24 protein-coding genes, 5 pseudogenes and 1 riboswitch are annotated in these 25,288 nt (G+C 74.7%); of the genes and pseudogenes, 21 read left to right on the plus strand and 8 right to left on the minus strand.

Translation table 11 applies throughout. From position 1 onward, the window contains the following. Positions 1-5 precede the first annotated feature (5 nt). Entirely contained in the window at positions 6-1,901 is a 1,896-nt protein-coding gene (locus KSP35_RS23930) for a hypothetical protein (protein WP_254126966.1), read from the plus strand. Between the two features lie 123 nt (positions 1,902-2,024). Here KSP35_RS23930 and KSP35_RS23935 read toward each other — a convergent pair. Further along, positions 2,025-2,792 (minus strand): annotated as a pseudogene (locus KSP35_RS23935) (sterol desaturase family protein); the annotation flags it as partial. 132 nt (positions 2,793-2,924) lie between these two features. On the opposite strand from KSP35_RS23935, the gene KSP35_RS23940 reads away from it, so the two are divergent. After that, positions 2,925-3,734 carry a PhzF family phenazine biosynthesis protein gene (locus tag KSP35_RS23940; RefSeq protein WP_254126967.1) on the plus strand — a complete coding sequence of 270 codons (810 nt, stop codon included), beginning with the start codon at positions 2,925-2,927 and terminating at the stop codon, positions 3,732-3,734. 132 nt (positions 3,735-3,866) lie between these two features. Here the strand turns inward: KSP35_RS23940 and KSP35_RS25510 are convergent. Further along, positions 3,867-4,304 (minus strand): annotated as a pseudogene (locus tag KSP35_RS25510) (TrmH family RNA methyltransferase); the annotation flags it as partial. Further along, positions 4,301-4,975, minus strand: a complete 675-nt coding sequence (locus KSP35_RS03410; protein WP_216998943.1) for a class I SAM-dependent methyltransferase — start codon at positions 4,973-4,975, stop codon at positions 4,301-4,303. The gene KSP35_RS03410 and the pseudogene KSP35_RS25510, both read right to left, overlap by 4 nt. A gap of 24 nt (positions 4,976-4,999) precedes the next feature. Here KSP35_RS03410 and def point away from each other — a divergent pair, with 24 nt between their 5' ends. The 11 genes and pseudogenes from def to KSP35_RS25520 all read left to right on the plus strand — a co-directional run bounded on the left by def (position 5,000) and on the right by KSP35_RS25520 (position 14,139). Further along, on the plus strand, positions 5,000-5,545 hold the full coding sequence (def, locus tag KSP35_RS03415; protein ID WP_216998945.1) for a peptide deformylase: 546 nt from the start codon (positions 5,000-5,002) through the stop codon (positions 5,543-5,545). Between the two features lie 7 nt (positions 5,546-5,552). Further along, positions 5,553-6,491 carry a methionyl-tRNA formyltransferase gene (locus tag KSP35_RS03420; RefSeq protein WP_216998947.1) on the plus strand — a complete coding sequence of 313 codons (939 nt, stop codon included), beginning with the start codon at positions 5,553-5,555 and terminating at the stop codon, positions 6,489-6,491. Continuing rightward, positions 6,488-7,744 (plus strand): transcription antitermination factor NusB, encoded by a 1,257-nt coding sequence (locus tag KSP35_RS03425; RefSeq protein WP_216998948.1) that lies wholly within the window; start codon positions 6,488-6,490, stop codon positions 7,742-7,744. The genes KSP35_RS03420 and KSP35_RS03425 overlap by 4 nt, the downstream gene beginning before the upstream one ends. Then, positions 7,741-8,238: a molybdenum cofactor biosynthesis protein B gene (locus KSP35_RS03430; protein WP_216998950.1), complete on the plus strand. Its 498-nt coding sequence runs from the start codon at positions 7,741-7,743 to the stop codon at positions 8,236-8,238. The genes KSP35_RS03425 and KSP35_RS03430 overlap by 4 nt, the downstream gene beginning before the upstream one ends. 162 nt (positions 8,239-8,400) lie before the next feature. After that, positions 8,401-8,527: riboswitch (FMN riboswitch) on the plus strand. Positions 8,528-8,609: 82 nt separating this feature from the next. Further along, positions 8,610-9,419: pseudogene (gene ribD, locus KSP35_RS03435) on the plus strand (bifunctional diaminohydroxyphosphoribosylaminopyrimidine deaminase/5-amino-6-(5-phosphoribosylamino)uracil reductase RibD); the annotation flags it as partial. Positions 9,420-9,660: 241 nt separating this feature from the next. Further along, on the plus strand, positions 9,661-10,227 hold the full coding sequence (locus tag KSP35_RS03440; RefSeq protein WP_217002092.1) for a riboflavin synthase: 567 nt from the start codon (positions 9,661-9,663) through the stop codon (positions 10,225-10,227). After that, a complete protein-coding gene (locus KSP35_RS03445; RefSeq protein ID WP_217002094.1) occupies positions 10,224-11,573 on the plus strand; it encodes a bifunctional 3,4-dihydroxy-2-butanone-4-phosphate synthase/GTP cyclohydrolase II in 1,350 nt (449 codons plus the stop codon). The genes KSP35_RS03440 and KSP35_RS03445 overlap by 4 nt, the downstream gene beginning before the upstream one ends. Positions 11,574-11,575: 2 nt before the next feature. Then, complete coding sequence (gene ribH / locus KSP35_RS03450; protein WP_216998952.1) at positions 11,576-12,070, plus strand: 6,7-dimethyl-8-ribityllumazine synthase; 495 nt, start codon at positions 11,576-11,578, stop codon at positions 12,068-12,070. Between the two features lie 76 nt (positions 12,071-12,146). Further along, the gene (locus KSP35_RS03455; RefSeq protein WP_216998954.1) at positions 12,147-13,454 is read left to right on the plus strand and encodes a TPM domain-containing protein; all 1,308 of its coding nucleotides are present in this window, start codon (positions 12,147-12,149) and stop codon (positions 13,452-13,454) included. Positions 13,455-13,503: 49 nt separating this feature from the next. Further along, positions 13,504-13,870: pseudogene (locus tag KSP35_RS25515) on the plus strand (FKBP-type peptidyl-prolyl cis-trans isomerase). Between the two features lie 2 nt (positions 13,871-13,872). Further along, the gene (locus tag KSP35_RS25520) at positions 13,873-14,139 is read left to right on the plus strand and encodes a cold-shock protein (RefSeq protein WP_216998956.1); all 267 of its coding nucleotides are present in this window, start codon (positions 13,873-13,875) and stop codon (positions 14,137-14,139) included. Between the two features lie 29 nt (positions 14,140-14,168). On the opposite strand, the gene KSP35_RS03470 is transcribed toward KSP35_RS25520, so the two are convergent. Continuing rightward, positions 14,169-14,636, minus strand: coding sequence for a hypothetical protein (locus tag KSP35_RS03470; RefSeq protein WP_216998958.1), 468 nt, complete (start codon positions 14,634-14,636; stop codon positions 14,169-14,171). Between the two features lie 364 nt (positions 14,637-15,000). On the opposite strand from KSP35_RS03470, the gene infC reads away from it, so the two are divergent. From infC to KSP35_RS03495, 5 genes and pseudogenes are all read left to right on the plus strand, one after another. Further along, on the plus strand, positions 15,001-15,717 hold the full coding sequence (gene infC / locus KSP35_RS03475) for a translation initiation factor IF-3 (RefSeq protein WP_254127165.1): 717 nt from the start codon (positions 15,001-15,003) through the stop codon (positions 15,715-15,717). A gap of 46 nt (positions 15,718-15,763) precedes the next feature. Continuing rightward, on the plus strand, positions 15,764-15,958 hold the full coding sequence (rpmI, locus tag KSP35_RS03480) for a 50S ribosomal protein L35 (RefSeq protein WP_216998960.1): 195 nt from the start codon (positions 15,764-15,766) through the stop codon (positions 15,956-15,958). A 31-nt stretch (positions 15,959-15,989) separates the two neighbouring features. Then, positions 15,990-16,359: pseudogene (gene rplT, locus KSP35_RS03485) on the plus strand (50S ribosomal protein L20). Between the two features lie 37 nt (positions 16,360-16,396). Beyond that, positions 16,397-17,188 (plus strand): RNA methyltransferase, encoded by a 792-nt coding sequence (locus KSP35_RS03490; protein WP_216998962.1) that lies wholly within the window; start codon positions 16,397-16,399, stop codon positions 17,186-17,188. Between the two features lie 94 nt (positions 17,189-17,282). After that, complete coding sequence (locus tag KSP35_RS03495; protein WP_216998964.1) at positions 17,283-18,122, plus strand: PAS domain-containing sensor histidine kinase; 840 nt, start codon at positions 17,283-17,285, stop codon at positions 18,120-18,122. A gap of 18 nt (positions 18,123-18,140) precedes the next feature. Here KSP35_RS03495 and KSP35_RS03500 read toward each other — a convergent pair whose 3' ends face one another. Both KSP35_RS03500 and KSP35_RS03505 read right to left on the minus strand, forming a co-directional pair. Further along, positions 18,141-18,668, minus strand: a complete 528-nt coding sequence (locus tag KSP35_RS03500; protein WP_216998966.1) for a type II toxin-antitoxin system RatA family toxin — start codon at positions 18,666-18,668, stop codon at positions 18,141-18,143. 9 nt (positions 18,669-18,677) lie between these two features. Continuing rightward, positions 18,678-19,481, minus strand: coding sequence for a zinc-dependent peptidase (locus KSP35_RS03505; RefSeq protein ID WP_216998968.1), 804 nt, complete (start codon positions 19,479-19,481; stop codon positions 18,678-18,680). Between the two features lie 105 nt (positions 19,482-19,586). On the opposite strand from KSP35_RS03505, the gene pheS reads away from it, so the two are divergent. Genes pheS through KSP35_RS03520 form a run of 3 tightly spaced genes read left to right on the plus strand, consistent with a single transcriptional unit; the run spans position 19,587 to position 23,777 of the window. After that, positions 19,587-20,585: a phenylalanine--tRNA ligase subunit alpha gene (pheS, locus tag KSP35_RS03510; protein WP_216998970.1), complete on the plus strand. Its 999-nt coding sequence runs from the start codon at positions 19,587-19,589 to the stop codon at positions 20,583-20,585. Then, positions 20,585-23,002, plus strand: a complete 2,418-nt coding sequence (pheT, locus tag KSP35_RS03515; protein WP_216998972.1) for a phenylalanine--tRNA ligase subunit beta — start codon at positions 20,585-20,587, stop codon at positions 23,000-23,002. The genes pheS and pheT overlap by 1 nt, the downstream gene beginning before the upstream one ends. A gap of 52 nt (positions 23,003-23,054) precedes the next feature. Then, entirely contained in the window at positions 23,055-23,777 is a 723-nt protein-coding gene (locus KSP35_RS03520) for an MOSC domain-containing protein (protein ID WP_216998974.1), read from the plus strand. A 16-nt stretch (positions 23,778-23,793) separates the two neighbouring features. Here the strand turns inward: KSP35_RS03520 and KSP35_RS03525 are convergent, their stop codons facing one another. Next, positions 23,794-24,741 (minus strand): alpha/beta hydrolase, encoded by a 948-nt coding sequence (locus tag KSP35_RS03525; RefSeq protein ID WP_216998976.1) that lies wholly within the window; start codon positions 24,739-24,741, stop codon positions 23,794-23,796. Positions 24,742-24,796: 55 nt separating this feature from the next. Next, on the minus strand, positions 24,797-25,258 hold the full coding sequence (locus KSP35_RS03530) for a DUF3592 domain-containing protein (RefSeq protein WP_216998978.1): 462 nt from the start codon (positions 25,256-25,258) through the stop codon (positions 24,797-24,799). Positions 25,259-25,288: the final 30 nt, after the last annotated feature.

The raw sequence follows: 25,288 nt of genomic DNA on the forward strand, positions 1-25,288 counted from the left end.
ACCCGGTGAGCGAGGACGCCCAGCAGACGATCCTGGGGCTGGACCTCGGCCCGGCGGCACCCGCCCCGGCCGCAGCCCGGACGGCGGCCGAGCCGGCAGATCCCGCACCCGACGGGCGCCGGATCGTACGCGTGCTCCCGGACGTCGTCGGCATCGACAAGGAGTTCGACTACCTCGTGCCCGAGGGCGTCGTGGTCCACGAGGGCGACGTCGTGCGCATCCAGCTGGGGCCCCGGCGCGTCGGCGGCTGGATCACGGCCCTGGACGTGACGGCCACGCCGGGGGTCGCCCTGGTGCCGCTGGCCAAGGTGTCCGGTCGGGGACCGGCCCCCGAGCTGGTGGCGCTGGCCTCCTGGGCCGCGTGGCGCTGGGCCGGCCGGCGGCCCCACTTCCTGCGCACGGCCTCGCCCGGCGCCGTCGTGCGGGCGCTGCCGCCGGCCATCGCCGCGCCCGCGGCGGCGCCTGAGGCGGCGGTCGAGCCGACGGTCGCCACCGCGCTCGGGCACCCGCGCGCGGTGCTGCGGCTGGCTCCCGGGATCGACCGGTACCCGCTGGTGCTGGCCGCCGCCCGGCAGCCGAGCCCCGTCGAGGGCGGTCGAACCCTGGTGCTGTGCCCGTCGGTGGCCGAGGCGCAGGCGCTGGGCCGCCGCCTCCGGCGCGACGGCGTGCCCACCGCGGTGGTCGCCGGAGAGGGCACCGGCACCGCCGGCGCAGGGGAGTGGGCCCGGGCCCAGGTCGGCGCCACCGTGGTCGGCGCCCGCGCCGCGGCGTGGGCGCCGCTGGCCCGCCTCGGCCGCGTGGTGGTGCTCGACGAGCACGACGAGGCCTACCAGGGCGAATCCGCGCCCACCTGGAACGCCAGGGACGTCGCCATCGAGCGGGCGGCGCGGGCTGGGGCCAGCTGCCTCCTCGTCTCGCCGACGCCCTCGCTCGAGGCGCTGGCCTGGGGCGAGCTGGTGGCGGCGCCGCGGCACCAGGAGCGTGCCGGGTGGCCCCGCGTGGAGGTGGTCGACCAGCGCGACCTGGACCCCTCGCTCGGGCCGCTCTTCTCCCCGGCGCTGGTGGCGCTGGTGCGCGGCGAGGGCCGGGTGCTCAGCATCCTCAACCGCACCGGCCGGGCCCGGCTGCTGGCGTGCGCAGCCTGCTCGACCCTGGCGCGCTGCGAGGTGTGCGACGCCGCGGTGTCGCTGGTGGAGGACGAGGGCACCGCCCCCCACTTCGCCTGCGGTCGCTGCGGGGCCGAGCGGCCCATGGTGTGCACCGCCTGCGGCGGCGCCCGGTTCAAGAACCTGCGCCTCGGGGTGAGCCGGGCCCGCGAGGAGCTCGAGGTGCTCGCCGGAGAACCGGTGGTGGAGGTCACCGGCGCCACCGCGCTCGACGACCCGGAGGTCGGCTCGGCCCGGCTCCTGATCGGCACCGAGGCGCTGCTGCACCGCATCGGCCGGGCCGACGCGGTGGCCTTCCTCGACTTCGACCAGGAGCTGCTGGCCCTGCGCTACCGGGCGGGGGAGCAGGCCCTCGGGTTGCTGGCCCGGGCGGCCCGCACCGTGACGCGCAGCACCGGGGAGCGAGGGCGGGTCCTCGTCCAGACCCGGACGCCCGACCACCCCGCCGTGCTGGCCGCAGTGCACGCCGATCCGGCTCGCCTCACCGACGGCGAGGCCGACCTCCGCAGGGCCCTGTCGCTGCCCCCGGCCGCCGCCCTCGCCCTGGTGTCTGGCGAGGCGTCAGCGGCCTTCGTCGCCGCCTTCGGGACGCACGACGGCTTGCGCGTGCAGGGGCCGGTCGACGGCACCTGGCGGATCGTCGCTCCCGGGCACCGCCTGCTGTGCGGCGCGCTGGCGGCGACCCCCCGTCCGCCCGGTCGCCTCCGCATCGAGGTCGATCCGCTGCGCAGCTGAGGCCTCCGGGCCCGGCGACGTCCACGGCGCCGCCAGCTGGGCGAGGTAGCCGCTCGGGGGCACGTAGCCGTCGCAGCCGTAGGTCCCGGGCCAGCCCTCAGGGCGGAGGTGCGTGCCGAAGGCGAGGTCCACCAGCGGCAGCTGGCCTGCGTAGTTGCGGTTCCAGGTCCCCGGGTCGTCCGAGTGGTGCCAGTGGTGGAAGTGCGGCGACGCGACCAGCCACTCGAGCGGGCCGAGGCGGAGGTCGACGTTGGCGTGCACGAGCAGGCCCTGGATGCGCTTGAGCGCGAAGTGCGCCACGACGGTCGGCACGGCGAAGCCCATGGCCAGCACGGGCAGGGCGACCGCCGCGCGGGCGAAGACCTGATCGAGGGGGTGGCGGCGGTTGGGCGAGAGCCAATCCAGGGAGGGCGAGCTGTGGTGGACCCGGTGGAAGCGCCACAGCAGGGGGACCTCGTGGCTGAGGCGGTGGCCCCAGTACCCGGCCACCTCGGCGAAGACCAGGGACTCGACCCAGACGAGCCACGCGGGTTGGGCCCGCACCGCCTCCGGCACCGCGGAGGGCAGCACCAGGTGGACCGCGGGCAGCAGCACCCACAGCGCCGCCACCAGGCCGGCGGCGGCCAGGACCTCGTCGGCCACGAAGTGCACGGCGTCGGTGCCTGTGCCGGATCGGGCGACGGCCGGGGGCTGGGCGTGGAGGGGCCGGGCCCGCTCGACGACGGTGAACACGGCACCGAGCACGACCAGCGCCACCGCGACGTCGGGTCGCAGCACGCACGCAGCGGCGAACGTGGCCAGCCCGGCTGCTCGGAGCGCCCACCACCGCCGGCCCCGGCCGGCTGCTGCGGCCCGCTCGCCGGCCAGCCGAGCCTGCACCTGCTCCCGCATCGTCGCTGTCCCCACGTCCCGCTCCGTCCTCGCCCGACCGCACCCGACCACCCTCCGACGACCGCCGCCCGATGGGGCGTTCCCTCGAAAACGCAGCCGGGGGCGCCCGGGCGTCCGGCCTACGGTCGGCCGATGCCCGTGCCGCTCACCATCGTCGACTCGTTCACCGACCAGCCCTTCGCCGGCAACCCGGCGGGGGTGTGCCTGCTCGCCGAGGCCGCCCCTGACCGCTGGATGCAGGCCGTGGCGGCCGAGGTGAACCTGGCCGAGACGGCGTTCCTGGTGCCCCGCCCCGACGGCGACCACGACCTCCGCTGGTTCACGCCCACCGTCGAGGTGCCGCTGTGCGGGCACGCCACCCTGGCCAGCGCCCACGTGCTCGGCGGGTCCGGCCGCTTCCACACCCGCAGCGGGCTGCTCACCTGCGCCCCGGCCGGCGACGGTGGCATCGCCATGGACCTCCCCGCCAACCCGGTCACCGCCGGCCCGGACGAGGAGGCTCCCGCCTGGGCGGCGCGCCTGGGGCTGGCGGCCGACCGGGTGGCGGCGGTGGCCCACGGCGGCGACGACTGGGTGCTGGTGCAGGCGGTCGACGCCGCCGCCGTCCGCGCCGCGGTCGCGGACCAGGCGGCGATCCTCGCCGCGACCTCCCACGCCGTCGTGGTGGTGGCCGACACCTCGGCCGACCCGGGCGAGCCCGCCGATTCGGTGTGCCGGGTCTTCGCGCCCGGATCGGGGATCGCCGAGGACCCCGTCACCGGGGCGGCCCACTGCGTGGTCGGCCCGTGGTTGGCGGCCCGGACGGGTCGGACGCGCTTCGTCGGGCACCAGGCCTCGCGACGGGGCGGGACCGTGGGGATGGAGGTCCGAGGCGACCGGGTGGTGGTCTCGGGCCACGCCACCACGGTGTCGGTGGGCGAGCTGCTGGTCGATCCGAGCTGAGCAGCCGCAGGCCGGGCCGGCCACGCGGGCGTCGGCGCGCCAGGCGCTGGGCCAGGCCTGCCGACGGGCTTCGTAGAGGGCGATGCTGGCCGCGGTGGCCACGTTGAGCGACCCGATGCGACCCAGCTGGGGGATGAACGCCAGCGCGTCGGCGCCGGCCAGCACGGCAGCGGAGAGGCCCCGGTCCTCGTGGCCCAGGGCCAGGCAGACGGCGCCGGTGAGGTCGACCTGGTGGATGGGCGTCGCCCCGTCGGCCAGCTCGACGCCGACCACCCGGTAGCCTGCCGCCCTCGCCGCCGCCAGGGCGTCGGCCGGCTCCTCGACGTGGTGGAAGGTCAGGAAGCGCTGCGAGCCGAGGGCCGTCTTCTGCGTGCCGGGCAGCGTCTCGAGCGCCGTCTGCCCGGAGATCCAGACGTCGTCGACCCGCAGGGCCGCCGCGGTGCGCAGGATGGAGCCCACGTTGTAGGGCGTGGCCACGGAGTCGAGCAGGAGCCCGAGCTTGCCGGGGGCCTGGCGCCGCCACTCGCGGTGGAGCCGCTTGAGCTCGGTGCTGCCCAGGGAGCGGCTCACGGTGCGACCTCGTCTTCGGGGGTGGGGGCGGCGGGGGCCGCCGTGGTGGCGCGGGCGGCGACGCCCAGGATGCGGTAGCCAGCTCGCGACGCCCGGCGCTCGGTGGGCCAACCCTCGGCCACGAGCCACCGCACCAGCGAATCGGCGCCGAGGTGCTTCTGCACGACGAGCGCCGCGGTGCCCGTCTCGGGCCGCAGGCGATCGAGCCACGTGCGCAGCAGGTCGTGGAGGGCGGCCTTGCCCACCCGGATGGGCGGGTTCGACCAGAGCTGGTCCACCACCAGGTCGGCGGGCACGGCCTCGGGCGCCACGACCCGCACGCGATCGCCCACGCCGTTCGCCTCGGCGTTGAGGCGGCAGAGGTCGCGGGCCCGCTCGTTGACGTCGACGGCCCAGACCACGGCGTCCGGGGCCCGCAGGGCGAGCGACACGGCGATGGGCCCGTAGCCGCACCCGACGTCGGCGAGCACCGGTCCCGTGGCCGGCGGGCCCTCGCTGAGCAGGGCGCGCGTGCCGTCGTCGACCTTGTCCGCCGAGAAGACCCCGACATCGGTGACCAGCGGGATCAGGCGGCCCTCGGGCAGCACCAGCTCGACGGCCCGGCGGTCCGACGCCCGGCTGGGCGACGCCGAGAAGTAGTGGTCGCTGGGGTCGGGCTGCGGTGGCGGCACCGTGGCGACGGTAGCCTGGCGCCCATGGCCCCCTACGAGATCCGTGTGATCGGAGACCCGGTCCTGAAGCAGCAGGCCGCCGACGTCACCGACATCGACGGCCGTCTCGTGCGCCTCGTCGACGACATGGTCGAGACCATGTACGCCGCCCCGGGCATCGGCCTCGCCGCCCCGCAGGTGGGCGTGCAGAAGCGGCTCTTCGTGTGGGACCTGAACGACGGCACCGGCGCTCACGCCATGGTCAACCCCCGGATCGTCGAGTCCGACGGTGAGTGGACCTACGAGGAGGGCTGCCTCTCCGTGCCCGGCATGTCGTGGTCGATCGTGCGCCCGAACCGCGTCCACGTGGTGGGCCGGGACCTCGACGGCAACGAGGTCTCCCACGAGGCCTCGGAGCTGGAGGGCCGCATGTTCCAGCACGAGCTGGACCACCTCGACGGCGTCCTGCTGATCGAGCGGCTGGACCCGGACCAGGCCAAGCAGGCCAAGCGCCAGGTGCGCGACCTCATGCTGGGCTTCGACGCCGAGCCCGCTCCGGCGGCCCCGTCGCGCCGCTTGTCGCTGCGCTGAGCACCCCGTGACCGACCCCGTCGCCCCCGAGGCGAGCGCGCCGCTGCCGCTCCCGCCTGCCCACCCCCGTCGCCTGGTGTACCTCGGCACCCCCGAGATGGCCGTCGCCCCGCTGCGCGCCCTGCACGCCGCGGGCTACGAGGTCGCCCTCGTGGTCACCGGGGCCGACAAGCGGCGGGGCCGCCGGGCCGAGCCCAGCCCCACGCCGGTCAAGCTGGCCGCCATCGAGCTGGGTCTCCAGGTCAGCCACGACCTCGCCGACGTCCCGGCCGTCGGAGCCGACCTCGGCGTGGTCGTCGCCTACGGCCGCATCATCCGCCGGCCCCTGCTCGAGGTGCTGCCGATGGTGAACCTGCACTTCTCGCTGCTGCCCCGCTGGCGGGGGGCCGCCCCGGTGGAGCGGGCCCTGCTCGCCGGCGACGAGCGCACGGGCGTCTGCGTCATGGCCGTGGAGGAGGGGCTCGACACCGGTGGTGTGTACGCCTCGGTCGACCTGGCCATCCGCCGCACCAGCACCGCCGCCGAGCTCGGCGCGCAGCTCACCGACATCGGCAGCCGCCTGCTCGTCGACACGTTGGCGGCCGGCCTGGGAACGGCGGTGCCCCAGGAGGGCGAGCCCACCTACGCCGCCAAGCTCGGCCCGGCCGACCTCCACCTGCCCTGGGAGCGGCCGGCCGTCGAGCTCGATCGCGTCGTCCGGGTGGGCGGGGCGTGGACCACCTTCCGCGGCAAGCGGCTGAAGGTCCTCCGCAGCCGCCCGTGGCCGGCCGACCCCGCGCCCGGCGCCCCGGGCGAGCTGCACGCCGACCGGGCCGCCACCGGCCACGGCACGCTGCAGCTGCTCGACGTCCAACCCGAGGGCAAGGCCGCCACCGCGTTCGGCGACTGGGCCAACGGCGCCCGCCCTGCTGCGGGCGAGCTGCTGGGCGCCGGGGTCGACGCATGACCGACACCGGACCGGCCAAGCGCCCCAGCGGCCAGCAGCGCCGCAAGAACAAGAAGGCCCGCGGCCAGGGCCCGGCGGGGCGCACGCCACCGGGGACCGCCTCGGTCCGCCCGGCGCCCGCCCGTCCCGTTCCCGATGCCCGCAAGGTGGCGGTCGAGGCCTTGTTGCGCATCGAGGCCGACGGCGCCTACGCCAACCTCGTCCTGCCCAAGCTCCTGGAGCGCAGCGGGCTCGCCGACCGCGATCGCGCCTTCGCCACCCAGCTCGTCTACGGCACCACCCGCCACCGCCGGGCGTGCGACTGGTTCGTCGACCGCTACGCCCTCGGCGACCTCGACCCGGCCGTCCGGGCCTCGCTGCGGCTGGGGACCTACCAGCTGCGGATGCTGGGCACCCCGCCCCACGCAGCGGTGTCGGCCACGGTCGACACCGTGCCCCGCAAGGCCCGCGGCCTGGTCAACGCCGTCCTGCGCAAGGTCGCCGACGCCGAGGACGCCTGGCCGTCCGACGCCGTCCGGCTGAGCTACCCCGACTGGTTGGTCGGCCAGCTGCAGGCCGACCTCGGCGCCGAGGCGGCCCTCGCAGCGCTCGAGTCGATGAACGGCGCCGCCAGCACGAGCGAGCGGTCCGACGGCTACGTGCAGGACCCCGCTTCGCAGTGGGTGGCCGAGGCGGTGGGGGCCCGGGCCGGCGAGCGGGTCCTCGACCTCTGCGCCGCCCCGGGCGGCAAGGCCACCGCCCTGGCCCACACCGGCGCCACGGTCGTGGCCGCCGACGCCCGTCCCGCCCGTGCCGGCCTGGTGGCCGACAACCGCGACCGGGTGGGCCTGTCGGCGGCCCAGCTCCAGGTCCTGGTGGCCGACGGCACGGCGCCGCCGTTCGCCCCGGCCTCGTTCGACCGCGTGCTGGTCGACGCTCCGTGCTCTGGCATCGGGTCGCTCCGGCGCCGCGCCGACGCCCGCTGGCGCATCGAAGCCGACGCCCCGGCCCGCCTCGCCGCCCTGCAGGGCCGGCTGCTCGATGCGGCCGCCGCCCTGGTGCGGCCCGGCGGGACGTTGGTGTACTCGGTGTGCACCCTGACGGTGGCGGAGACCACCGGGGTGGCCGAGCCGTTCACCGCCGCCCGCCCGACGTGGACCCCGGCCGAGGTGCCGGGCGATCCGTGGGTGCCGTGGGGGACCGGTGCGCTCCTGTTGCCCCAGGCCGCCGGCACCGACGGCATGGCCCTGTTCCGCTGGACGGCCCCGTCGTGAGCGCCGTCCCCGGCACGCCCGCCGGGCCCGGGTGGCGAGCCCGGATCCTGGTGGTGTCCGACGGCGTCGCCGACGGCTCCCGGGACGATCGCGGCGGTCCGGCCCTGCGGGCTGCGCTGGAGGCGGTCGGCGCGCTGGTCGACCCCGTGACCACCTCGCCCGACGGGGTCGGCGCGGTGGCGGCGGCCCTGCGCGAGCGCACCGAGGGGTTCGCCGGCCTGGTGGTCACGACCGGGGGCACCGGCTTCGGCCCCCGGGACCTCACACCGGAGGGCACCCGCCTGCTGGTGGAGCGCGAGGCTCCCGGCCTCGCCGAGGCCATGCGGCTCGTGAACCCCCTCGGCCGCCTGTCGCGCGGGATCGCCGGCACGGTGGGCACCGCCCTGGTGCTCAACGTGCCCGGCTCCCCGAAGGGCGCCGTCGAGTGCCTCGAGGCCGTCCTCGACGTCGTCCCCCACGCCCTCGCCCTCCTGGCCGGCGACCGCCCCCACTGATCGCCCGCTCCCGCGCCTCCTCGAAGTGGGTGGATCCTGGCCGGCGGAGCGACCAGTTCCCAGCCCGGTTCGGCGGCGGGGCGGGGTGGTCGAACGGGGAACGGTCGGTGTTGTCCGCGACCGGATCGGCCCCGTACACTTCGAGCACAACCTGAACTGAGTGCCCCCTCGCGGGGCTGGGTGCAACTCCCAACCGGCGGTACAGCCCGCGAACCCGGACCTCACGGTCCGGGCCGATCCGGTGAGATCCCGGAGCCGACGGTGATAGTCCGGATGAGAGCGAGGGTGCGCAACGCGCTCCTTCGCGCGTTCGCGTGCCCGTTTCCCCGAACGGAGCACAGGTGGACGACACCGAGGCGATGCAGCAGGCGATGGACCTGGCGGCGTCGGTCCGCGGCGCCACCTCGCCGAACCCGTGGGTCGGGTGCGTCATCGAGGCAACCGATGGCCGCGTGTTCACCGGGGCCACCGAGCCACCCGGTGGCCGCCACGCCGAGGTGGTCGCCCTCGACGCCGCGGGCGAGGCGGCCCGGGGCGCCACGGCCTGGGTCACCCTCGAGCCCTGCGCCCACGTCGGGCGCACCGGACCGTGCGCCGATGCCCTGCTCGCCGCCGGCGTGGCCCGGGTGGTCGTGGCCATCGAGGACCCGGACGCCCGGGTGGCGGGACGGGGCATCGAGCGGCTGCGGGCCGCCGGGGTCGACGTCGAGGTGGGGGAGTCGGCCGACGCCGTGCGCTCGCAGCTGGCGGCCTACGTCAAGCACCGCACCACGGGCCGCCCTTGGGTGGTCCTGAAGCTCGGCGCCAGCCTCGACGGCCGCACCGCGGCCCCCGACGGCTCCAGCCAGTGGATCACGGGCGGGGCCGCCCGCGCCGACGCCCACCGGGTGCGGGCCGAGAGCGACGCCATCGTCGTCGGCGCCGGCACCGTCCGCACCGACGACCCCTCGCTCACGGTCCGCCACGAGGTCGCCGGCCGCGATCCGCTCCGCGTGGTGCTGGGCAAGGCCCCGGCCGAGGCGAAGGTGCAGCCGGCGCTCGAGTTCCAGGGCGAGCTGGAGGACCTCCTCGCCGAGCTCGGCGACCGGGGGGTGCTGCAGGTGCTGGTGGAGGGCGGGGCCACGGTCGCCGGCTCCTTCCACCGCCAGGGGCTGGTCGACCACTACATCGTGTACCTGGCGCCGGCCATCTTCGGCGGCGACGACGCCCGCCCGATCTTCGCCGGCCCCGGCGCCGAGACCATCGCCGAGGTGTGGCGCGGCACCATCACCGGCGTCGCCCACCTCGGTGGTGACCTCCGGATCGACGTGCGGCCCGTCGCGCCGTCGCCCACCACGGGCCAGGTGCCGATCGTGCGGGCCCCCCCCTGGCGCCGCGGCCCATCCCCGAAGTCCCCGAGTCCGCCACCCAGGAGCCGCGCTGATGTTCACCGGGATCGTCGAAGAGCTGGGCACCGTCGTGTCGCGCCAGGGCCCGAAGCTGCGCCTCGGCGCCACCACCGTGCTCGGCGACATCGAGCTCGGCGCCTCGATCGCCGTCAACGGCACCTGCCTGACCGTGGTCGCCTGGGGCGACGACTGGTGGGAGGCCGACGTGGTCGAGGAGTCCTACGCCCGCACCAGCCTCGGCGCGCTGGAGCCGGGCGACCGCGTCAACCTCGAGCGCCCCGTGCGCCTGGAGGACCGGCTCGGCGGCCACCTCGTGCAGGGCCACGTCGACGCCGTCGGCACCATCGTCGACGGCGCCCCGGACCTGCGCATCACGCTCCCCGAGGACCTGCTCCGGTACGTCGTCGAGAAGGGCTCGATCACCGTCGACGGCATCAGCCTCACGGTGGCCCGGGTCCACGACGACGGCTTCTCCGTGGCCGTCATCCCGCACACCACCGAGGTCACCACCCTCGGCACCAAGGGGCCCGGCGACCCCGTCAACCTCGAGCTCGACGTGATCGCGAAGTACGTCGAGTCGCTTCTGGAAGGACACCGATGACCGACACCACCACCCCCGAGGGCACCGTGACGAGCACCAACAACGGGCCGTCCGACGACGGGCCGCTGTCGGAGATCTCCGTGGCCCTGGAGGCCTTCGCCCGGGGCGAGATCCTGGTGGTCGTCGATGACGAGGACCGCGAGAACGAGGGCGACCTCATCATGGCGGCCGAGCACGTGACGCCCGAGAAGGTCGCCTTCTTCCTGCACCACACGTCGGGCTTCATCTGCTCGGTGATCACGTCCGAGCGCGCCGCGGAGCTCGACCTGCGACCCATGGTCGAGCAGAACACCGAGTCCATGCGCACCGCCTTCCTGGTGAGCGTCGACTACCGCCACGGCACCACCACCGGCATCTCGGCGCACGACCGCGCCGCCACGGTGCAGGCGCTCGTCGACCCGACCACCCGTCCCGGTGACCTCGCCCGCCCCGGCCACATCCTCCCGCTGGAGGCCCGCGAGGGCGGCGTGCTGAAGCGGGCCGGCCACACCGAGGCCACCGTCGACCTCGCCCGCATGGCCGGCCTGTACCCGGCCGGCATCCTCTGCGAGATCGTCGACGAGGACAAGATGGGGATGGCCCGCCAGCCCGAGCTGCGCCGCTTCGCCCGCGAGCACGACCTCCACATGATCTCGATCGCGGACCTCATCCGCTACCGCCGCCGCACCGAGAAGCTGGTGCGGCTGGTCTCCGAGGCCCGCATCCCCACCGGCTGGGGCGACTTCCAGGCCTACGTCTACGAGTCGGTCCTCGACGGCGAGCAGCACCTGGCCATGGTCAAGGGCGACCTGTCCGGCAGCGACAACACGCTGGTGCGGGTCCACAGCGAGTGCCTCACCGGCGACGTCTTCGGCTCGATGCGCTGCGACTGCGGCGTGCAGCTCGACGCCGCCATGAAGATGATCGCCGACGAGGGTGCCGGCGTGGTGGTGTACCTGCGGGGCCACGAGGGCCGGGGCATCGGCATCGGCCACAAGATCCGGGCCTACGAGCTCCAGGACGCCGGCGCCGACACCGTCGAGGCCAACGAGATGCAGGGGCTGCCGATCGACTCGCGCGAGTACGGCATCGGCGCCCAGATCCTCGTCGACCTGGGCGTCACGTCCATGCGGGTCATCACCAACAACCCGGCGAAGTACGGCGGCCTCGACGGGTTCGGGCTCGACATCACCGAGCGGGTGCCGTCGATCACCGCGCCGAACCCGGAGAACATCCGCTACCTCAAGACCAAGGCCGAGAAGATGGGCCACCTGCTCGAGGGCCTCGAGGACCTCCCGGCCGACCCGGCCGGCGCCATCACGCCGTCGTCCGCCGACGACGTCGCCGCCGACCAGGCGGAGGTGTAGCCGTGGCCGGCGACCACCAGGGCGAGGGCGCTCCGGAGGCCGTCCTCGACGGCGACGGGCTGCGGGTGGCGGTCGTCGCCGCCCGGTGGAACTCCCACATCACGCTGCGCCTGCTCGACGGCGTGCGCCGTGGGCTGGCGGCGGCGGGGGTCGATGCCGACGACGTCACCGAGGATTGGGTCCCCGGTGCCTTCGAGCTGCCGCTGGCCGCCAAGACCTGGGCCCTCTCGGGCCGCGTCGACGCGGTGATCTGCCTCGGCTGCGTGATCCGCGGCGAGACCACCCACTACGAATCGGTGGCGGGGGAGTGCGCGTCGGGCATCCAGCAGGCGCAGCTCGAGACGGGGGTGCCCATCGCGTTCGGCGCCCTCACGGTCGAGAACCTCCAGCAGGCCCTGGCCCGCTCCGAGGGCCCCGAGGGCCACAACGTGGGTGAGGACGGCGCCAAGGTCGTCGTCGAGATGGCCCGCCTCGTGGCGCGCATCCGCAAGGGCTGAGGAACCGCGCCGGCCGGCGTTTCGTCGGGTGGGGGAGCGGGAACCGTCGCCCCCCCTGCTCACCGGAGGTCCGGCCATGCCCCTCGTGACGAAGCACCGCCACCGGTCGTCCGGGCGGACCTCCCTGCTGGTGGCCCTCGCGGTCGGGCTCAGCGCCGGCCTCGGCGTCGGCGTCGGCGCGGGGCCGGCGGCTGCCCAGGACCCGGCGACGACGACCACCGTGGCCGCGCCGGTCGTCCCCGGGCCGGTCGACGACGGGTGCGACGACCTGGTGCACGACGAGCGGACCGATGCCGCCGCTCCGGTCGGCCAGGACGTGGTGGGCCTCGCGCTCCGCCTCGCCGCTGCCGGCACCGAGGCCCACGTCCGGCTGGTCAGCACCGTTCCCACCTCGGGGGCGATCGCCGAGCTGGAGCAGCGGTGCCGCTGGCTGGGCGATGACGGACGCCGGGCAACCCGGGGCCTGGAGCTGTTCCTCGGCCCGACGGGAAGCGGGGCCGTCCGGTACGGCGCCGAGCTCCGGCCTCGCCTCGGCGCCCGGTTCCCCGCCGTGCTCGAACGGACCGGCGATCGGCTCGGCGTCCTCCAGGGGGTCCTCGGCCTGGTGGTGGCCGATCCGCCGAAGGACCCGCTCGGGTGCGACCAGCTGGTGTGGGACCCTGCTGGCGAGCTGGGCGACGACCCCGCCGTCGAGGACGCGGCCTTCGCCTTCCAGGACGAGGGGGCCGACGTGCGGGTCCGGGTCGAGGGCCCCACCGACGGCGACATCGACGCCCGCCAGCGCGACCTGGAGGCGGCGTGCCCGGGGTGGACCGTCGGCGGCGACCGTCCCGCGAACCGGGTGCTGGTCATGGTCCAGCCGTCGGCCCGCACGACCGGGCTCTGGTACGGCGCCGACTGGGCGAGCGACCTCGAAGGCCGGTGGGAGGCCGTCCAGGAGGACGTGATGAACCCGCGCTTCCGGGCGGGCGACGTCGCGGGCGGCCTGGCGGCGGGCCTGGCCGAGCTGCGCCAGCCGTCCTACCGGTCGAGCCCGGCGGTCGACTTCGGGGACACCCCGTCCGCGTCGCAGGAGCGCAGCGCCTCGTCGTCGTCGTCGGGCAGCTTCCCCGTCGGCTGGATGCTCCTGCTGGTGGTGGCGGCCCTCGCCTCGTGGGGCTTCAGCTACCTCTCTTGGAAGGCCAAGTTCGACGCCGGCGAGACCGAGGAGAGCTTCGGCGAGTACTCCCGCCGGCGAAGCGGCGGACGGCGGGGCTGGGGCGGGAGCGGCGGCTTCGGGGGCGGCGGCTTCGGAGGTGGCGGAGGCCATGCGAGCGGTGGCGGCTCCGGCGGCGGCGGGGGTGGCCACTCGGGCGGCAGCGGCGGGGGCAGCACGTCCTGGTGACGCCCGGTCCGGTCGTGGCCGGTCGAGCCCGCCGGTAGGGTTCCGGGCCATGACCAAGCCAGAGATCACCATCCCCGACGGGCCCCCGCCCACCGAGCTGCTGCTCGAGGACCTGGAGGTCGGCGACGGCCCCGAGGCGGTGGCCGGCCAGCCGGTCGAGGTCCACTACGTGGGCGTGGCCTGGTCCACCAAGGGCCAGTTCGACGCGTCGTGGGACCGCGGCGACACCTTCGGCTTCCGGCTCGGCGCCGGCCAGGTCATCGCCGGCTGGGACGAGGGCGTGGCCGGCATGAAGCTGGGCGGCCGCCGCAAGATCACCATCCCGCCGGAGAAGGGCTACGGCTCGCGCGGCGCCCGGGGCCATCGCTCCCAACGAGACCCTGGTGTTCGTGGTCGACCTGCTCGGCGTCGGCTGACCGTGACCTCGCCCGCAGCCTCACTGGCCGCGGATCCCCACGCTCCCGGCGCGGCCTTCTCGGCCCGTCGGGGCGTGGTGGCCTCCTTCGACGACCAGGTGGGCGCGGGGCTGCTCACCGACTCGGCGTCGGGCGAGGCCTGGTACTTCCACTGCACCCGCATCGCCGACGGGTCCCGCACCATCGCGGTGGGCGCGACCGTGGCCTACCGCGCCGAGCCGGGGCCCACGGGCCTGGAGGCCGTCGCCGTGGCGGCGATCCCGGGCTGAGCCCGGGGACCGCCGCAGCCCACCGGGGCTCAGTCGCCGCCGTCGTCCTCGGTGGTGTCGGGCGTGATCGGCGAGCCGTCGCCCGGGGCCGCGCCCTCCCACGAGGCCTTCACCTGCACGAAGGCCAGGCGGATCTGGGCGAGGGCGTCGGCCAGGGTGGCCTCGTCCGGGCCGAGGCGGCCCTCGATGGCGCCGAGCAGCGCCCCGAAGGCGTCGATGGCCAGCTGCGCCTCCTCCAGCCGGGGCGGCTGGTTCGAGAGGTGGATGGCGGCAAGCTCGTAGCAGCCCATGGCGTGGTTGGCGATGACCACCGCAGCGGGCACCTGGGAGAGCTGGTCGCGGACCTGCTGCATCTCCGCGGCGATCTCGTGGGCCTCCAGCTCCTGGTCCGGGGACAGGCGGGGCTGGTCGCCGGCGGGGCCCGGGCGTCCCGAGCCCCCCGATCCACCGGTCCCGGCGCCGCCGCCGTCGTTGCCGCCAGGGGTCCACAAGCTCATGCGAGGTGCCTTCCGAGACATCAGGGTGCAGGGCATCGGCCGAGGTGCCACGCGCCGGAGTTGCGGGAGCGCCACGATCGGCTGGTACCCTACGACACGCAACAACCAGGGAAGCGGGGCCCAGCCCCCACCCGGCCACCGCCCTCCGGGGCAACCGTGCGCCGGGTCGATGCTGCCAGCGCCTCCGGGCGTCAGCGGATGTCGGCTTCTCCGACATCCGCTTCGTTGCTTTCGGCCTCGTTGCGGGTGTCCGCCCACCAGCCAGAACGCACCTGCGTCAGGGAGGACCTACGCACCGAATGAAGAGCAACCGGCCATAGCTGCGCCAACCCCCAACAACAGCGAGCCACGGATCAACGATCGCATCCGAGCCCGAGAGGTCCGACTCGTCGGCCCCGACGGTGCCCAGATCGGGATCAAGCCGTTGCCCGAGGCGCTCATCTTCGCCCGTGAACTCGATCTCGACCTGGTCGAGGTCGCCGACAAGGCCAACCCACCCGTCTGCCGGGTCATGGACTACGGCAAGTACAAGTACGAGACGGCGCAGAAGGCCAAGGAGTCACGGCGCAAGAGCACCAACGTCGTGATCAAGGAGATGAAGTACCGCCCCAAAATCGGTGGCGGCGACTTCGAGACGAAGACCAAGAAGGTCGAGCGGTTCCTCGCCGAGGGACACAAGGTCAAGGTCACCATCATGTTCCGTGGACGTGAGGTGGCCCACCCCGAGCTCGGCAAGAAGATCCTCGACCGCGTGGCCGAGGAGATCATCAACACCGGACGGGTCGAGGTCTACCCCAAGCTCGACGGCCCCCGGAACATGATCATGGTCCTCGCTCCGGACAAGAAGGCGCAGGCGGCCCACGCCGCCGAGCTGAAGAAGGCAGCCGAGGAAGCAGCGGCCGCCGGCACCCCCATCGACGAAGCTCCCGAGCCCACCGCCCTGGTGGACGAGGCAGCACCCGAAGCCACCGAACCGGTGGCCGAGGCCGAACCCGAGGCGACCGACGAGGTCGTCGAGCCCGAAGCCGAGGACTCCACCGAGCCCGACGCCTCCGAGCCCGACACCGAGCCCGAAGCCTGAACCCCGACGCCGCCCACCGCGGCGGCGCCCAGGAGGAACGAACGCAATGCCCAAGATGAAGACCCACCGCGGCGCGGCCAAGCGCTTCAAGGCCACGGGCACCGGCAAGCTGCGCCGGCGTCGCGCCTTCCGCAACCACATCCTGGAGAAGAAGACCTCCACCGTGAAGCGACGCCTCAAGGACGAGGTCGTCATCGCACCCGGTGACGCCGCCCGCATCAAGCGGATGCTCGGCAAGTAACTCCAACAACCCTCTTCGAAAGGAGCCCACGATGGCCAGGGTCAAGCGCGCCGTCCATTCCAAGAAGCACCGCCGCGCCACGCTCGAAGCGGGCCAAGGGGTACTACGGCAACAAGAGCCGTTCGTACCGCGCCGCCAACGAGCAGGTCATGCACTCCCTGCAGTACGCGTTCCGGGACCGGCGAGCCCGCAAGGGCGAGTTCCGCAAGCTGTGGATCACCCGCATCAACGCCGCGTGCCGCATCAACGGCATCAGCTACAGCCGGTTCATCAACGGCCTCAAGCTGGCCGAGGTCGAGGTGGACCGCAAGGTCCTCGCCGACCTCGCCGTCACCGACGCCGCTGCGTTCGCCGCGCTGGTGAAGGTGGCCGTCGACGCCCAGGCCGCTCCCGCGTCCTGATCGGCGGCCGGCGCCACGCGCCGGCACCAACGAGCCCATGCGCCCGCTGTCGGCCCGCAACCCTCGCATCCAACGTCTGGCCCGTCTGGCCCGGCGGGGCGAGGAGCGGGCTGCGCAGCGGGCGCTGCTCGTGGAGGGGCCGGTCCTGCTGGGCACGGCCCTGGACGCCCAGGTGCCGCTGGTCGACGTGTACGTCGACGAAGCCGCCTGGGACCGGGGCGCGGTGGCGGCCGTGCTCGAGCGCCTGCCTGCCTCCGTCGAGCCCTGGCTGGTGCCCCCCGGGGTGCTCGACCGGGTCGGCGACGCCGCCACGTCGCAGGGCATCACCGCCGTGGTCGAGCGGCGCGAGCCGCCGTGGCCCACGCCGGCCGCCACGCCCTTCGTGCTGGTCCTCGCCGAGGTCAGCGATCCCGGCAACGCCGGCACCCTGATCCGGGCCGCCGCAGCGGCCGGTGCCGGTGCCGTGGTGGTGGGCGGCGGGGTCGACCCGTCGAGCCCCAAGGTCGTCCGGTCCTCGGCCGGGGCCATCTTCGGCATCGACGTCGTCGACACGCTCTCGTCGTTCGACTCCGTCGCCAAGCTCCGGGCCCTCGGCTACCGCACCGCCGGCATGGTCGTGCGCGACGGCACCCCCCACGACGCCGCCGACCTCACCGGACCGCTGGCCGTGGTCCTCGGCAACGAGGCCCACGGGCTGTCGCCGGAGCTGGTGGCGACCCTGGACCAGCAGCTCACCATCGAGATGGCCGGGCCGACGGAGTCCCTGAACGTGGCGATGGCCGGCACCGTGGTGTGCTTCGAGGTCCTGCGCCAGCGCCGCCGCACGTAGGAGACTGCACCGGCCATGAGCGAGCACCCGGTCCGATGAGGTTCCACGACGGCCGGGCAGGCGCGGGCGCCCCGGCGGGCGAATGGGGCACACCATGACGACGGGCAGCACCGGCTCCGGCGCCGGGACCGGGCGCATCGTGGTCGACAGCGGGGGCACCGTCCTCGAGGCCGACGACGCCGCCGCCGAACGGCTCGGTCGGCCGGCGGCCGAGCTCGCCGGGCGGTCCGTCTCCGACGTGCTGGGCTCCGGCGCCGACGGCATCGCGGTGGTGGCCGCGGTCGGCCACGAGCTGCGCAGCCCGTTGACGTCGATCCGGGGCTACACCTCGCTGCTGCTGAACCGGTGGGAGAAGATCGGCGACGCCGACAAGCAGCTCATGCTGGGCCAGATCAACCACGACGCCGAGCGCGTCACCCGGCTCATCAACGAGCTGCTCGACATCAGCCGGCTCGAGACCGGCCGCCTCACGCTCACACCGAGGTGGGTCTCGCTGCCCGAGCTGGCGCAGTCGGTGGTCACGTCCATCCGTGCCACCTCGCCGGACCTCGAGGCCGAGGTCGCCGTCGGCGCCGACGTGCCCGAGGTGCCGGCCGACAGCGACAAGATCGAGCAGGTCCTCACCAACCTCGTCGAGAACGCGGTCAAGTACGGCAGCCCCAAGGGCCTGCGCATCGAGGCCGAGCTGGTGGCGGGGTCGCCGGGCGCGGTGGCGGTGACCGTGCGCGACGCCGGTGAGGGCATCGCCCCGGAGGACCTGCCCCGGGTCTTCGACCGCTGGTTCCAGCGCGAGCACGGCCGCCCGAACGGCACCGGGCTCGGGCTCTGGATCAGCCGCGGCCTCGTGGAGGCCCACGGCGGGCAGCTCACGGTGGCCTCGCCGCCGGGCGAGGGCGCGGCCTTCACCTTCACCCTCCCCCTGGCCAGCCCCTGAGCCCCCTCGGCCCGGTGGTCAGCCGTGGCGCTCGGCGGCCTCGGCCTGCGCCCGAGCCACGATCACGGGGTCTTCGATGCCCCGCACGAAGGCGGCCACCCGGCGCTCGATGTCCCGGCCGAGCAGGGCGTTGCCGATGCAGTGGCTGACGGGCTGCAGCCACGCCGGCCGGCAGTCGTAGCGGTAGCGGTAGACGACCTCCAGGCGGCCTTCGCCCAGGTCCTTGAAGTGCCACGAGCCGCTGAAGGTGCGGAAGAACCAGGGGCCGGTGACCATCTTCATGCCCATGTGGGTGGGCGGCCGGTAGGTGAGGTACTCCGAGACCATGCCCAGGCCGTGGCGGGACCGGGTGAAGGTCCGCACGCCCTTGCCGGGGGTGTCGGTGTTGATGAGGTGCTGGGTGGACACGAACGGGTCCCACTCGAGCCGCACCTGGTACGACGACGCCACCGCGAACGCGTCCTCGGCCGACGCCGTGGCCACCTGGGTGCGCTCCACCACCCCCACGGGGGAGAGCCGGGCCAGCGGTCCTGTGGGCTTCGCCATGGGGCCAGGCTAGGAGGGCCGCTCGTCGGCCCCGGCCCCGGCCTCGGCCCCGGTGGCCGTCGCGCCGTGGCGCCGGCGGACGCGCTCTGCCGGGTCCTGGCGGTAGAAGGCGCCCAGGACGGCGTAGAGCTCGGGCTTGTGCGCCTGGACGTCCACCGGCCGGTTGAAGAAGACCTCGGTGGCCACGGCGAAGAACTCGGCGGGGTCGGCGGCGCCGTAGGGGTCGAGCAGCGGGCCGCCTTGGCCGGTGCGCAGGAGGTGCAGCTCGTGGCTGCACACGTCGACCCACCGCTGGCGGGCGGCGGCGTCCGGCAGGGGCGGGGTGCCGTCGACCACGTGGTCGAGCATGTCGAGCTTGTGGGCGAACTCGTGCAGCACGACGTCGTGGCCCCGCTCCGGGTGGCGGGCGCTGTGGCGCGCCGAGTCCCAGGCGATGACGACGGGCCCCTGGTAGCTGGCCTCGCCGAGCAGGTCGACGTCGCCGTCGACCACGGTGCCGGCGATGGAGCCCTGGCTGGTGCGGCGGAAGCGCATGGTGCTCGGGTGCACGATGATCGCCCCGACGTCTGCGTAGTGGTCGAGGTCGAGGCCCAGGATCAGCAGCCCGGCCTGGGCCGAGATCACCGTGCGGATCTCGTCGGTGAGCTCGAAGCCGTTGGCCGCCTCCCACCGCTTGGTGGTCACCAGCGCCTCGATGTGGCCGGCGAGGGCGTCGCGCTCGTCGTCGTCGAGGTAGGCCCAGTGCGCGACGGCCCGCTCGACGATCTGCTCCCAGTCCTCGGCGAGGGCGGCACGACGGCGGAACCAGGACACGGCGGCGATGGTGCCACAGCCCGGTGGACAAGCCGGATCGGGCCCGTCGGCGTCGGGCTAAGGAGTGGACGCGAGGGGCGGCCAGGCGGCAAGGTTCCCGGCACCATGATCGACGACATCCGCCGCATCGCGGCCGCCGCGACCGACCGCATCGCCGGCGCCGCCACCCTCGATGAGCTGGGCGCGCTCGACCGTGAGCTGCTGGGGAAGACGTCGGAGCTCTCGGGCTTCAAGCGACAGATGGGCGGCCTCGACCACGAGGCCAAGCGCGAGGTCGGCGGGGCGCTCAACGCCGCCCGAGAGGCGATGGCCGCGGCGGTGGCGGCGCGCCGCGCCGAGCTCGACGCCATCGCCCGCCGGGCCCAGGCCGAGGCCGAGCGGCTGGACCTCACCGAGGTCCGCGCCGGGCGCGACGCCGGCCACCTCCACCTGGTCACCCAGACCATCGAGGAGCTCGAGGACGTCTTCGTGGGCCTGGGCTTCACGGTGGCCGAGGGCCCCGAGGTCGAGGACGACTGGCACAACTTCACGGCGCTCAACTTCGGGCGCTACCACCCGGCGCGGGACATGCAGGACACCTTCTTCGTCGACCTGGGCGCCGAGCGCGAGGTGGTCATGCGCACCCACACCTCGCCCGTGCAGATCCGGGTGATGGAGGGCCAGGCGCCGCCGATCTACTCGATCATGCCGGGGCGGGTGTACCGCAACGAGGCCACCGACTCCACCCACCTCGCCGTCTTCCACCAGCTCGAGTGCCTGGTCATCGACCGGGGCATCACGTTCGGCCACCTCGCCGGCACCATCGACATGTTCACCAAGGCCTACTTCGGCCCGGGCTGGAACATGCGCCTGCGCCCGGCCTACTTCCCCTTCACCGAGCCGTCGGCCGAGTTCGACCTGCAACGGCCCGACGGCTCCTGGCTGGAGCTCGGCGGCTGCGGCATGGTCCACCCCAACGTGCTGCGCAACTGCGGCATCGACCCCGAGGAGTTCTCCGGGTTCGCATTCGGCTTCGGCCTCGACCGGCTGGCGGCCACCAAGCACGGGGTCACCGACCTCCGCGAGCTCGCCAGCACCGACATCCGCTTCCTGGAGCAGTTCTGATGAAGGTCCTCAACAGCTGGTTGCACGAGCTGCTCGACGCCCCGGTGGCGCCGGAGGCCGTCGCCGCCGCGTTCGACGACCTCGGCACGCCGGTCGAGGAGGAGGTGCGCCTCGGCGAAGGCCTCGACGGCATCGTGGTGGCCCAGGTCCTGGCGCTCTCGGTCCACCCGAACGCCGACAAGATCCAGCTGGTCGACGTCGACCGGGGCGACGGCGAGCCGCTGCAGATCTGCTGCGGCGCCTTCAACATGGCGGTCGGCGACAAGGTCCCGCTGGCCACCCTGGGCACCACCATGCCGGGCGGCATGAAGATCGAGCGGCGCAAGCTCCGGGGCGAGTGGTCCAACGGCATGCTCTGCTCCTCCCGCGAGCTGGGCCTGGGCGACGAGCACGCCGGCATCAAGGTGCTGCCGCCCGAGCTGGTCGCCGGCACCCCCATCACCGAGGCGCTGGGCATCGAGCCCGACGTGCGCTGGGAGCTTGAGGTCAACCCGAACCGGCCCGACGCCATGTCGGTGGCCGGCCTGGCCCGCGACGTCGCCGCCAAGGTCGGCGTCGGGTTCCACCTGCCTGCCCCGCCGTCGGCGGCCGCCTCCATCGGCGAGCCGGTCACCTGGGCCAGCAGCGGCCCCGGCGGGCGGTCCACCGCGGCCCTGCCCGGTGGTGGGGAGCTCACCATCGACGTGGCGGCGCCCGACGGCTGCGGCCGCTTCGTGGGGCGCGTCCTCCGCGGCGTCGATGCCACGGCGCCGTCGCCGGAGTGGCTCCAGCACCGCCTGACCGAGCTGGGCATGCGCCCGATCTCCGCCCTCGTCGACATCTCGAACTACGTGATGCTCGAGCTGGGCCAGCCCAACCACCCCTACGACCTCGCCAAAGTGGCCGGTGCCACCCTGCGGGCCCGGCGGGCGAAGGACGGCGAGACCCTGGTGACCCTCGACGACGTCGAGCGCACCTTCACCGCCGATGACCTCCTCATCACCGACGGCGACGACGTCGCGGTCGGCATCGCCGGGATCATGGGCGGCGCCGCCTGCGAGATCAGCGACGCCACCACCGACGTGCTGCTGGAGATGGCGTGGTTCGATCCCACCTCCGTCAGCCGGTCGTCGCGCCGGCTGGGCCTCCGCTCGGAGGCCTCGGCCCGGTTCGAGAAGGGCGTCGACCCCGCCATCGCCGACCTCGCGGCCGACCGCTTCTGCCAGCTGGCCGCCGAGATCTGCGGCGCCACCACCGAGCCGGTGCAGGTCGACGTGCGGGGCACCTTGCCCGAGCGTCCGCCGGTGCCGGTGCGCACCGCCCGCGTGAACGCCCTGCTGGGCACCGACCTCAGCTCGGAGCGCATCGCCGAGCTGCTGGCTCCCATCGGCTTCGCCACGTCGCTGCTCGAGGCCGACGTCCAGGTGGTCACCATCCCCACCTGGCGCTACGACTCGGCCACCGAGATCGACGTCGTCGAGGAGGTCGGCCGCCACCACGGCTACCGCAACATCCCCAACCGGGAGCTCACCGAGGCCCGCGCCGGGCGGCTCACCGACCTCCAGAAGGAGCGGCGTGGCGTCCGCCGCCTGTTCTGCGGCCTGGGCCTGGCCGAGTGCCAGCCGCTGCCGTTCCTCGCGCCAGGCCAGCTGGCGGCGGCCGGCCTCGACCCCGGCGGCATCGAGCTGGTCAACCCGCTGGTCGCCGAGGAGTCGGTCCTGCGCACCGCTCTGCTGCCGGGCCTGGTGGCCGCCGTCGCCCACAACCACGCTCGCCGCCAGCTCGCCGTCGGCCTCTGGGAGATCGGCCACGTGTTCCTGCCGGCCCCCGACGGCCAGGTGCTGCCCGACGAGCGCGAGCACGCCGCCGTGGTCCTGGCCGGCCGGGACGCCACCGCGGCGGTCGAGGCGTGGCAGGTCCTGGCGGAGCAGCTCCGCCTGGAGTCCCCCTCGGTCGAGAACGCCGAGGTCCCCGGCCTGCACCCCACCCGCTCGGGCCGCGTGCTGGTCGACGGCGTCCCGTTCGGCATCGTCGGCGAGATCGACCCGGCGGTGCTCGCCCGCCACAGCATCGGCGAGCGGGTGGCCTACCTCGAGGTCGACCTGGGCGCGCTGTTCGGCGCTCCGCGTCGCAGCCCGGCCTACCGGCAGATCTCGCGGTTCCCCTCCAGCGACATCGACCTCGCCTTCGAGGTGCCCGAGGCCGTCTCGGCCGTCGCCGTCGAGCGCACCCTGGCGGCCACCGACCCCCTCGTCTGGTCGGTGAAGCTCTTCGACGCCTACCGCGGCGCCCCCGTGGCGCCCGACCACCGCAGCCTGGCCTTCGGCCTGCGCCTGCAGGCGGTCGACCGCACCCTCACCGATGCCGAGGTGGCCGAGGTCCGCACCCGGCTCATCGCTGCCGTCGAGCAGGCCCACCAGGCCACCCTCCGCGGCTGACCCGGCGCCAGCTCCGGGCCGGCGGCCCTGGGCTCGCCCGTAGGCTCCAGCGGTGACCACGATCGGGCCCCACGCCTTCTCCGAGCGGGACGTCGCCCGGACGCTGCGGCACGGCACCGCGCTCATCGACCTGGTCACCAACGGCCTCCCGTCGAGCGCCGCGGTCGCCGCCGCCCCGCACCGCGACCGAGTCGAGGGCGCGCTCTCGGCGTGGGCGGAGGCCGATCCCGACCGCGCCCTCGGCGTGCTGTGGGCCGAGTGGCGGGCGGCCATGGAGGCCGTGCGGGCCACCGGTGCCTTCGGGCCCTCGGCGGTGGGCACCGTGACCGGCCTCTTCGTGAGCGACGGCGGCGTGCCCAAGCTCGCCGTCCCCGAGGTGGTCGTCGACCACCGCGGGGTGGTGGGCGACCGGCAAGCCGACCGGGACAACCACGGCCGACCGTGGCAGGCGCTGTGCCTCTGGTCCACCGAGTCCGTCGACCACTTCCGGGCCGACGGCCACCCGCTGGCGCCCGGCCTGGCCGGCGAGAACGTCTCGATCACCGGGTTGCCGTGGGCCCGGGTGCGGCCCGGGGTCCGGCTGCAGCTCGGCGACGTGCTGGCCGAGGTCGGGGCCTACGCCATCCCCTGCAAGGAGAACGCCCCGTGGTTCCTCGACGGCCGGTTCGACGCCATGCACCACCGCCACGGCATCCACAGCCGGGTCTACGCCACGGTCCTCGAGCCGGGCACGATCACCCACGGCGCCCCGGTCCTGCTCGAGCCGGGCGCCTGAGGCGAGGTCCGGCGGGTCAGGCTCGCTCGTAGGCGGCGCGGAGGGCGGCGATGGCGTCGGCCTCGTACGCCTTGGCGCTGGGCAGCAGGCGGGTGAAGGCGAACGACGGGTGCACGTGGCCGTCCAGCCGCCGGTAGGCCACGGGCACGCCCGCTGCGGCGAGGGCATCGGCGTAGGCGCGGCCGTCGTCGCGGAGCTTGTCGTGCTCGGCGCTCATGATCCACGCCGGCGGCAGGCCGCGGAGGTCGGGGTCGAGCAGGGGAGAGGCGTAGGGCTCGGTGGCCTGGGCGGGGTCGGTGAGGTAGGCGGCGAGGTAGCGGTCGATCGAGCTGCGGTCGAGCAGGTTGCCGTCGGGCACCGACCGCACCGAGGGCTGGGCCAGGGTGAGGTCGGTGGCCGGCACGTCGAGCCACTGGTGGCAGATGGCCGGGCCCGAGCGATCGCGGGCCATCAGCGTGAGCACCGCCGCCAGGTTGCCGCCGGCCGACTCGCCGCCCACCGAGATCCGGGCGGCGTCGATGTCCAGCTCGGCCGCGTGGGCCACCAGCCACAGCAGGGCGGCGTAGCTGTCCTCGCCGGGTGTGGGGTACGCGTTCTCGGGCGCCAGCCGGTAGTCGACCGAGGCCACCACGCACCCTGCTCCTGCCGAGATCGCCCGGCAGCGGGGGTCGCGCTCGGCGATGGTGCCGACGCACCAGCCGCCGCCGTGCAGGAACACGTGCAGCGGGAACGGCCCCGGGCCGTGCGGTCGGTGGACCCGCACGAGGATCTGGCCGCCGGCGACCGGGACGCTGCGGTCGACGGTGCTGGCGGGGGCGGGGCCCTTCGGCATGACCAGGAAGCCGAGCCGGGTGGCGAAGGCTGCCGAGGCCCGGCGCCGCTGGGCCATGGAGGCGTCGCTGCTGCCCCGGTCCAGCAGGTTCAGCAGCTGGACGATGCGGCGGACGCGGGGTTCGAGCGGCACGGGGGCTCCGGAGGTTCGGGGGGCAGCGCGGAGCGGCTGACGCTACCGGTCGGCCTCAGCTCACGATGGCAGCGACCACGAGGGCGATGACGCCCACGGCGAGCAGGGTGATCCCGGCGTAGAAGAACAGGGCCCAGGCCAGGGTGCGCTCGGCGAAGGTCGAGAGCCGCGCGTTGTGGGGGTCCTCGGGGTCGTAGATGACCCTCGCGGTGTCGTGCTCGGCCGGGTGGTGCAGGGCGTCGGCGAGGCCCTCGTGCTCGATGAACGTGCCGTCCTCGGTCTGGAAGCGCCACACCACGTGGTGGGTGGAGCCATCGGGGGCGGGGGTGTGGAGCTTCGACTGCACGGCGGTCGCGGTGGTGCGCTTCCCCTTGGCCACCAGGCCCTTGACGATCGTGCGCTGCCAGGTGCCGAGCAGGGTGAGCACGGCACCGGCGGCGAGGCACCCGCCGGCGAGCATGCCGGAGACGTAGGTGTCGGCCGCGAACACCGCTGAGGGGAGCGTGGGGTTCGTCATGACGGCCCCGACGCTACCGATTCGGACCGG

This window comes from Aquihabitans sp. G128, from assembly GCF_019048865.1.
Lineage (GTDB): Bacteria > Actinomycetota > Acidimicrobiia > Acidimicrobiales > Iamiaceae > Aquihabitans.

Excerpts from the sequence above, each read along its gene's own strand:
- KSP35_RS03500 (WP_216998966.1), bottom strand. The coding sequence starts at position 18,668 with ATGGCGAAGCCCACAGGACCGCTGGCCCGGCTCTCCCCCGTGGGGGTG.
- def (WP_216998945.1), top strand. The coding sequence starts at position 5,000 with ATGGCCCCCTACGAGATCCGTGTGATCGGAGACCCGGTCCTGAAGCAG.
- KSP35_RS03470 (WP_216998958.1), bottom strand. The coding sequence starts at position 14,636 with ATGAGCTTGTGGACCCCTGGCGGCAACGACGGCGGCGGCGCCGGGACC.
- pheS (WP_216998970.1), top strand. The coding sequence starts at position 19,587 with ATGATCGACGACATCCGCCGCATCGCGGCCGCCGCGACCGACCGCATC.
- KSP35_RS23940 (WP_254126967.1), top strand. The coding sequence starts at position 2,925 with ATGCCCGTGCCGCTCACCATCGTCGACTCGTTCACCGACCAGCCCTTC.
- KSP35_RS03530 (WP_216998978.1), bottom strand. The coding sequence starts at position 25,258 with ATGACGAACCCCACGCTCCCCTCAGCGGTGTTCGCGGCCGACACCTAC.
- KSP35_RS03490 (WP_216998962.1), top strand. The coding sequence starts at position 16,397 with ATGCGCCCGCTGTCGGCCCGCAACCCTCGCATCCAACGTCTGGCCCGT.
- KSP35_RS03445 (WP_217002094.1), top strand. The coding sequence starts at position 10,224 with ATGACCGACACCACCACCCCCGAGGGCACCGTGACGAGCACCAACAAC.
- KSP35_RS03455 (WP_216998954.1), top strand. The coding sequence starts at position 12,147 with ATGCCCCTCGTGACGAAGCACCGCCACCGGTCGTCCGGGCGGACCTCC.
- pheT (WP_216998972.1), top strand. The coding sequence starts at position 20,585 with ATGAAGGTCCTCAACAGCTGGTTGCACGAGCTGCTCGACGCCCCGGTG.
- KSP35_RS03440 (WP_217002092.1), top strand. The coding sequence starts at position 9,661 with ATGTTCACCGGGATCGTCGAAGAGCTGGGCACCGTCGTGTCGCGCCAG.
- rpmI (WP_216998960.1), top strand. The coding sequence starts at position 15,764 with ATGCCCAAGATGAAGACCCACCGCGGCGCGGCCAAGCGCTTCAAGGCC.
- KSP35_RS03495 (WP_216998964.1), top strand. The coding sequence starts at position 17,283 with ATGACGACGGGCAGCACCGGCTCCGGCGCCGGGACCGGGCGCATCGTG.
- KSP35_RS03425 (WP_216998948.1), top strand. The coding sequence starts at position 6,488 with ATGACCGACACCGGACCGGCCAAGCGCCCCAGCGGCCAGCAGCGCCGC.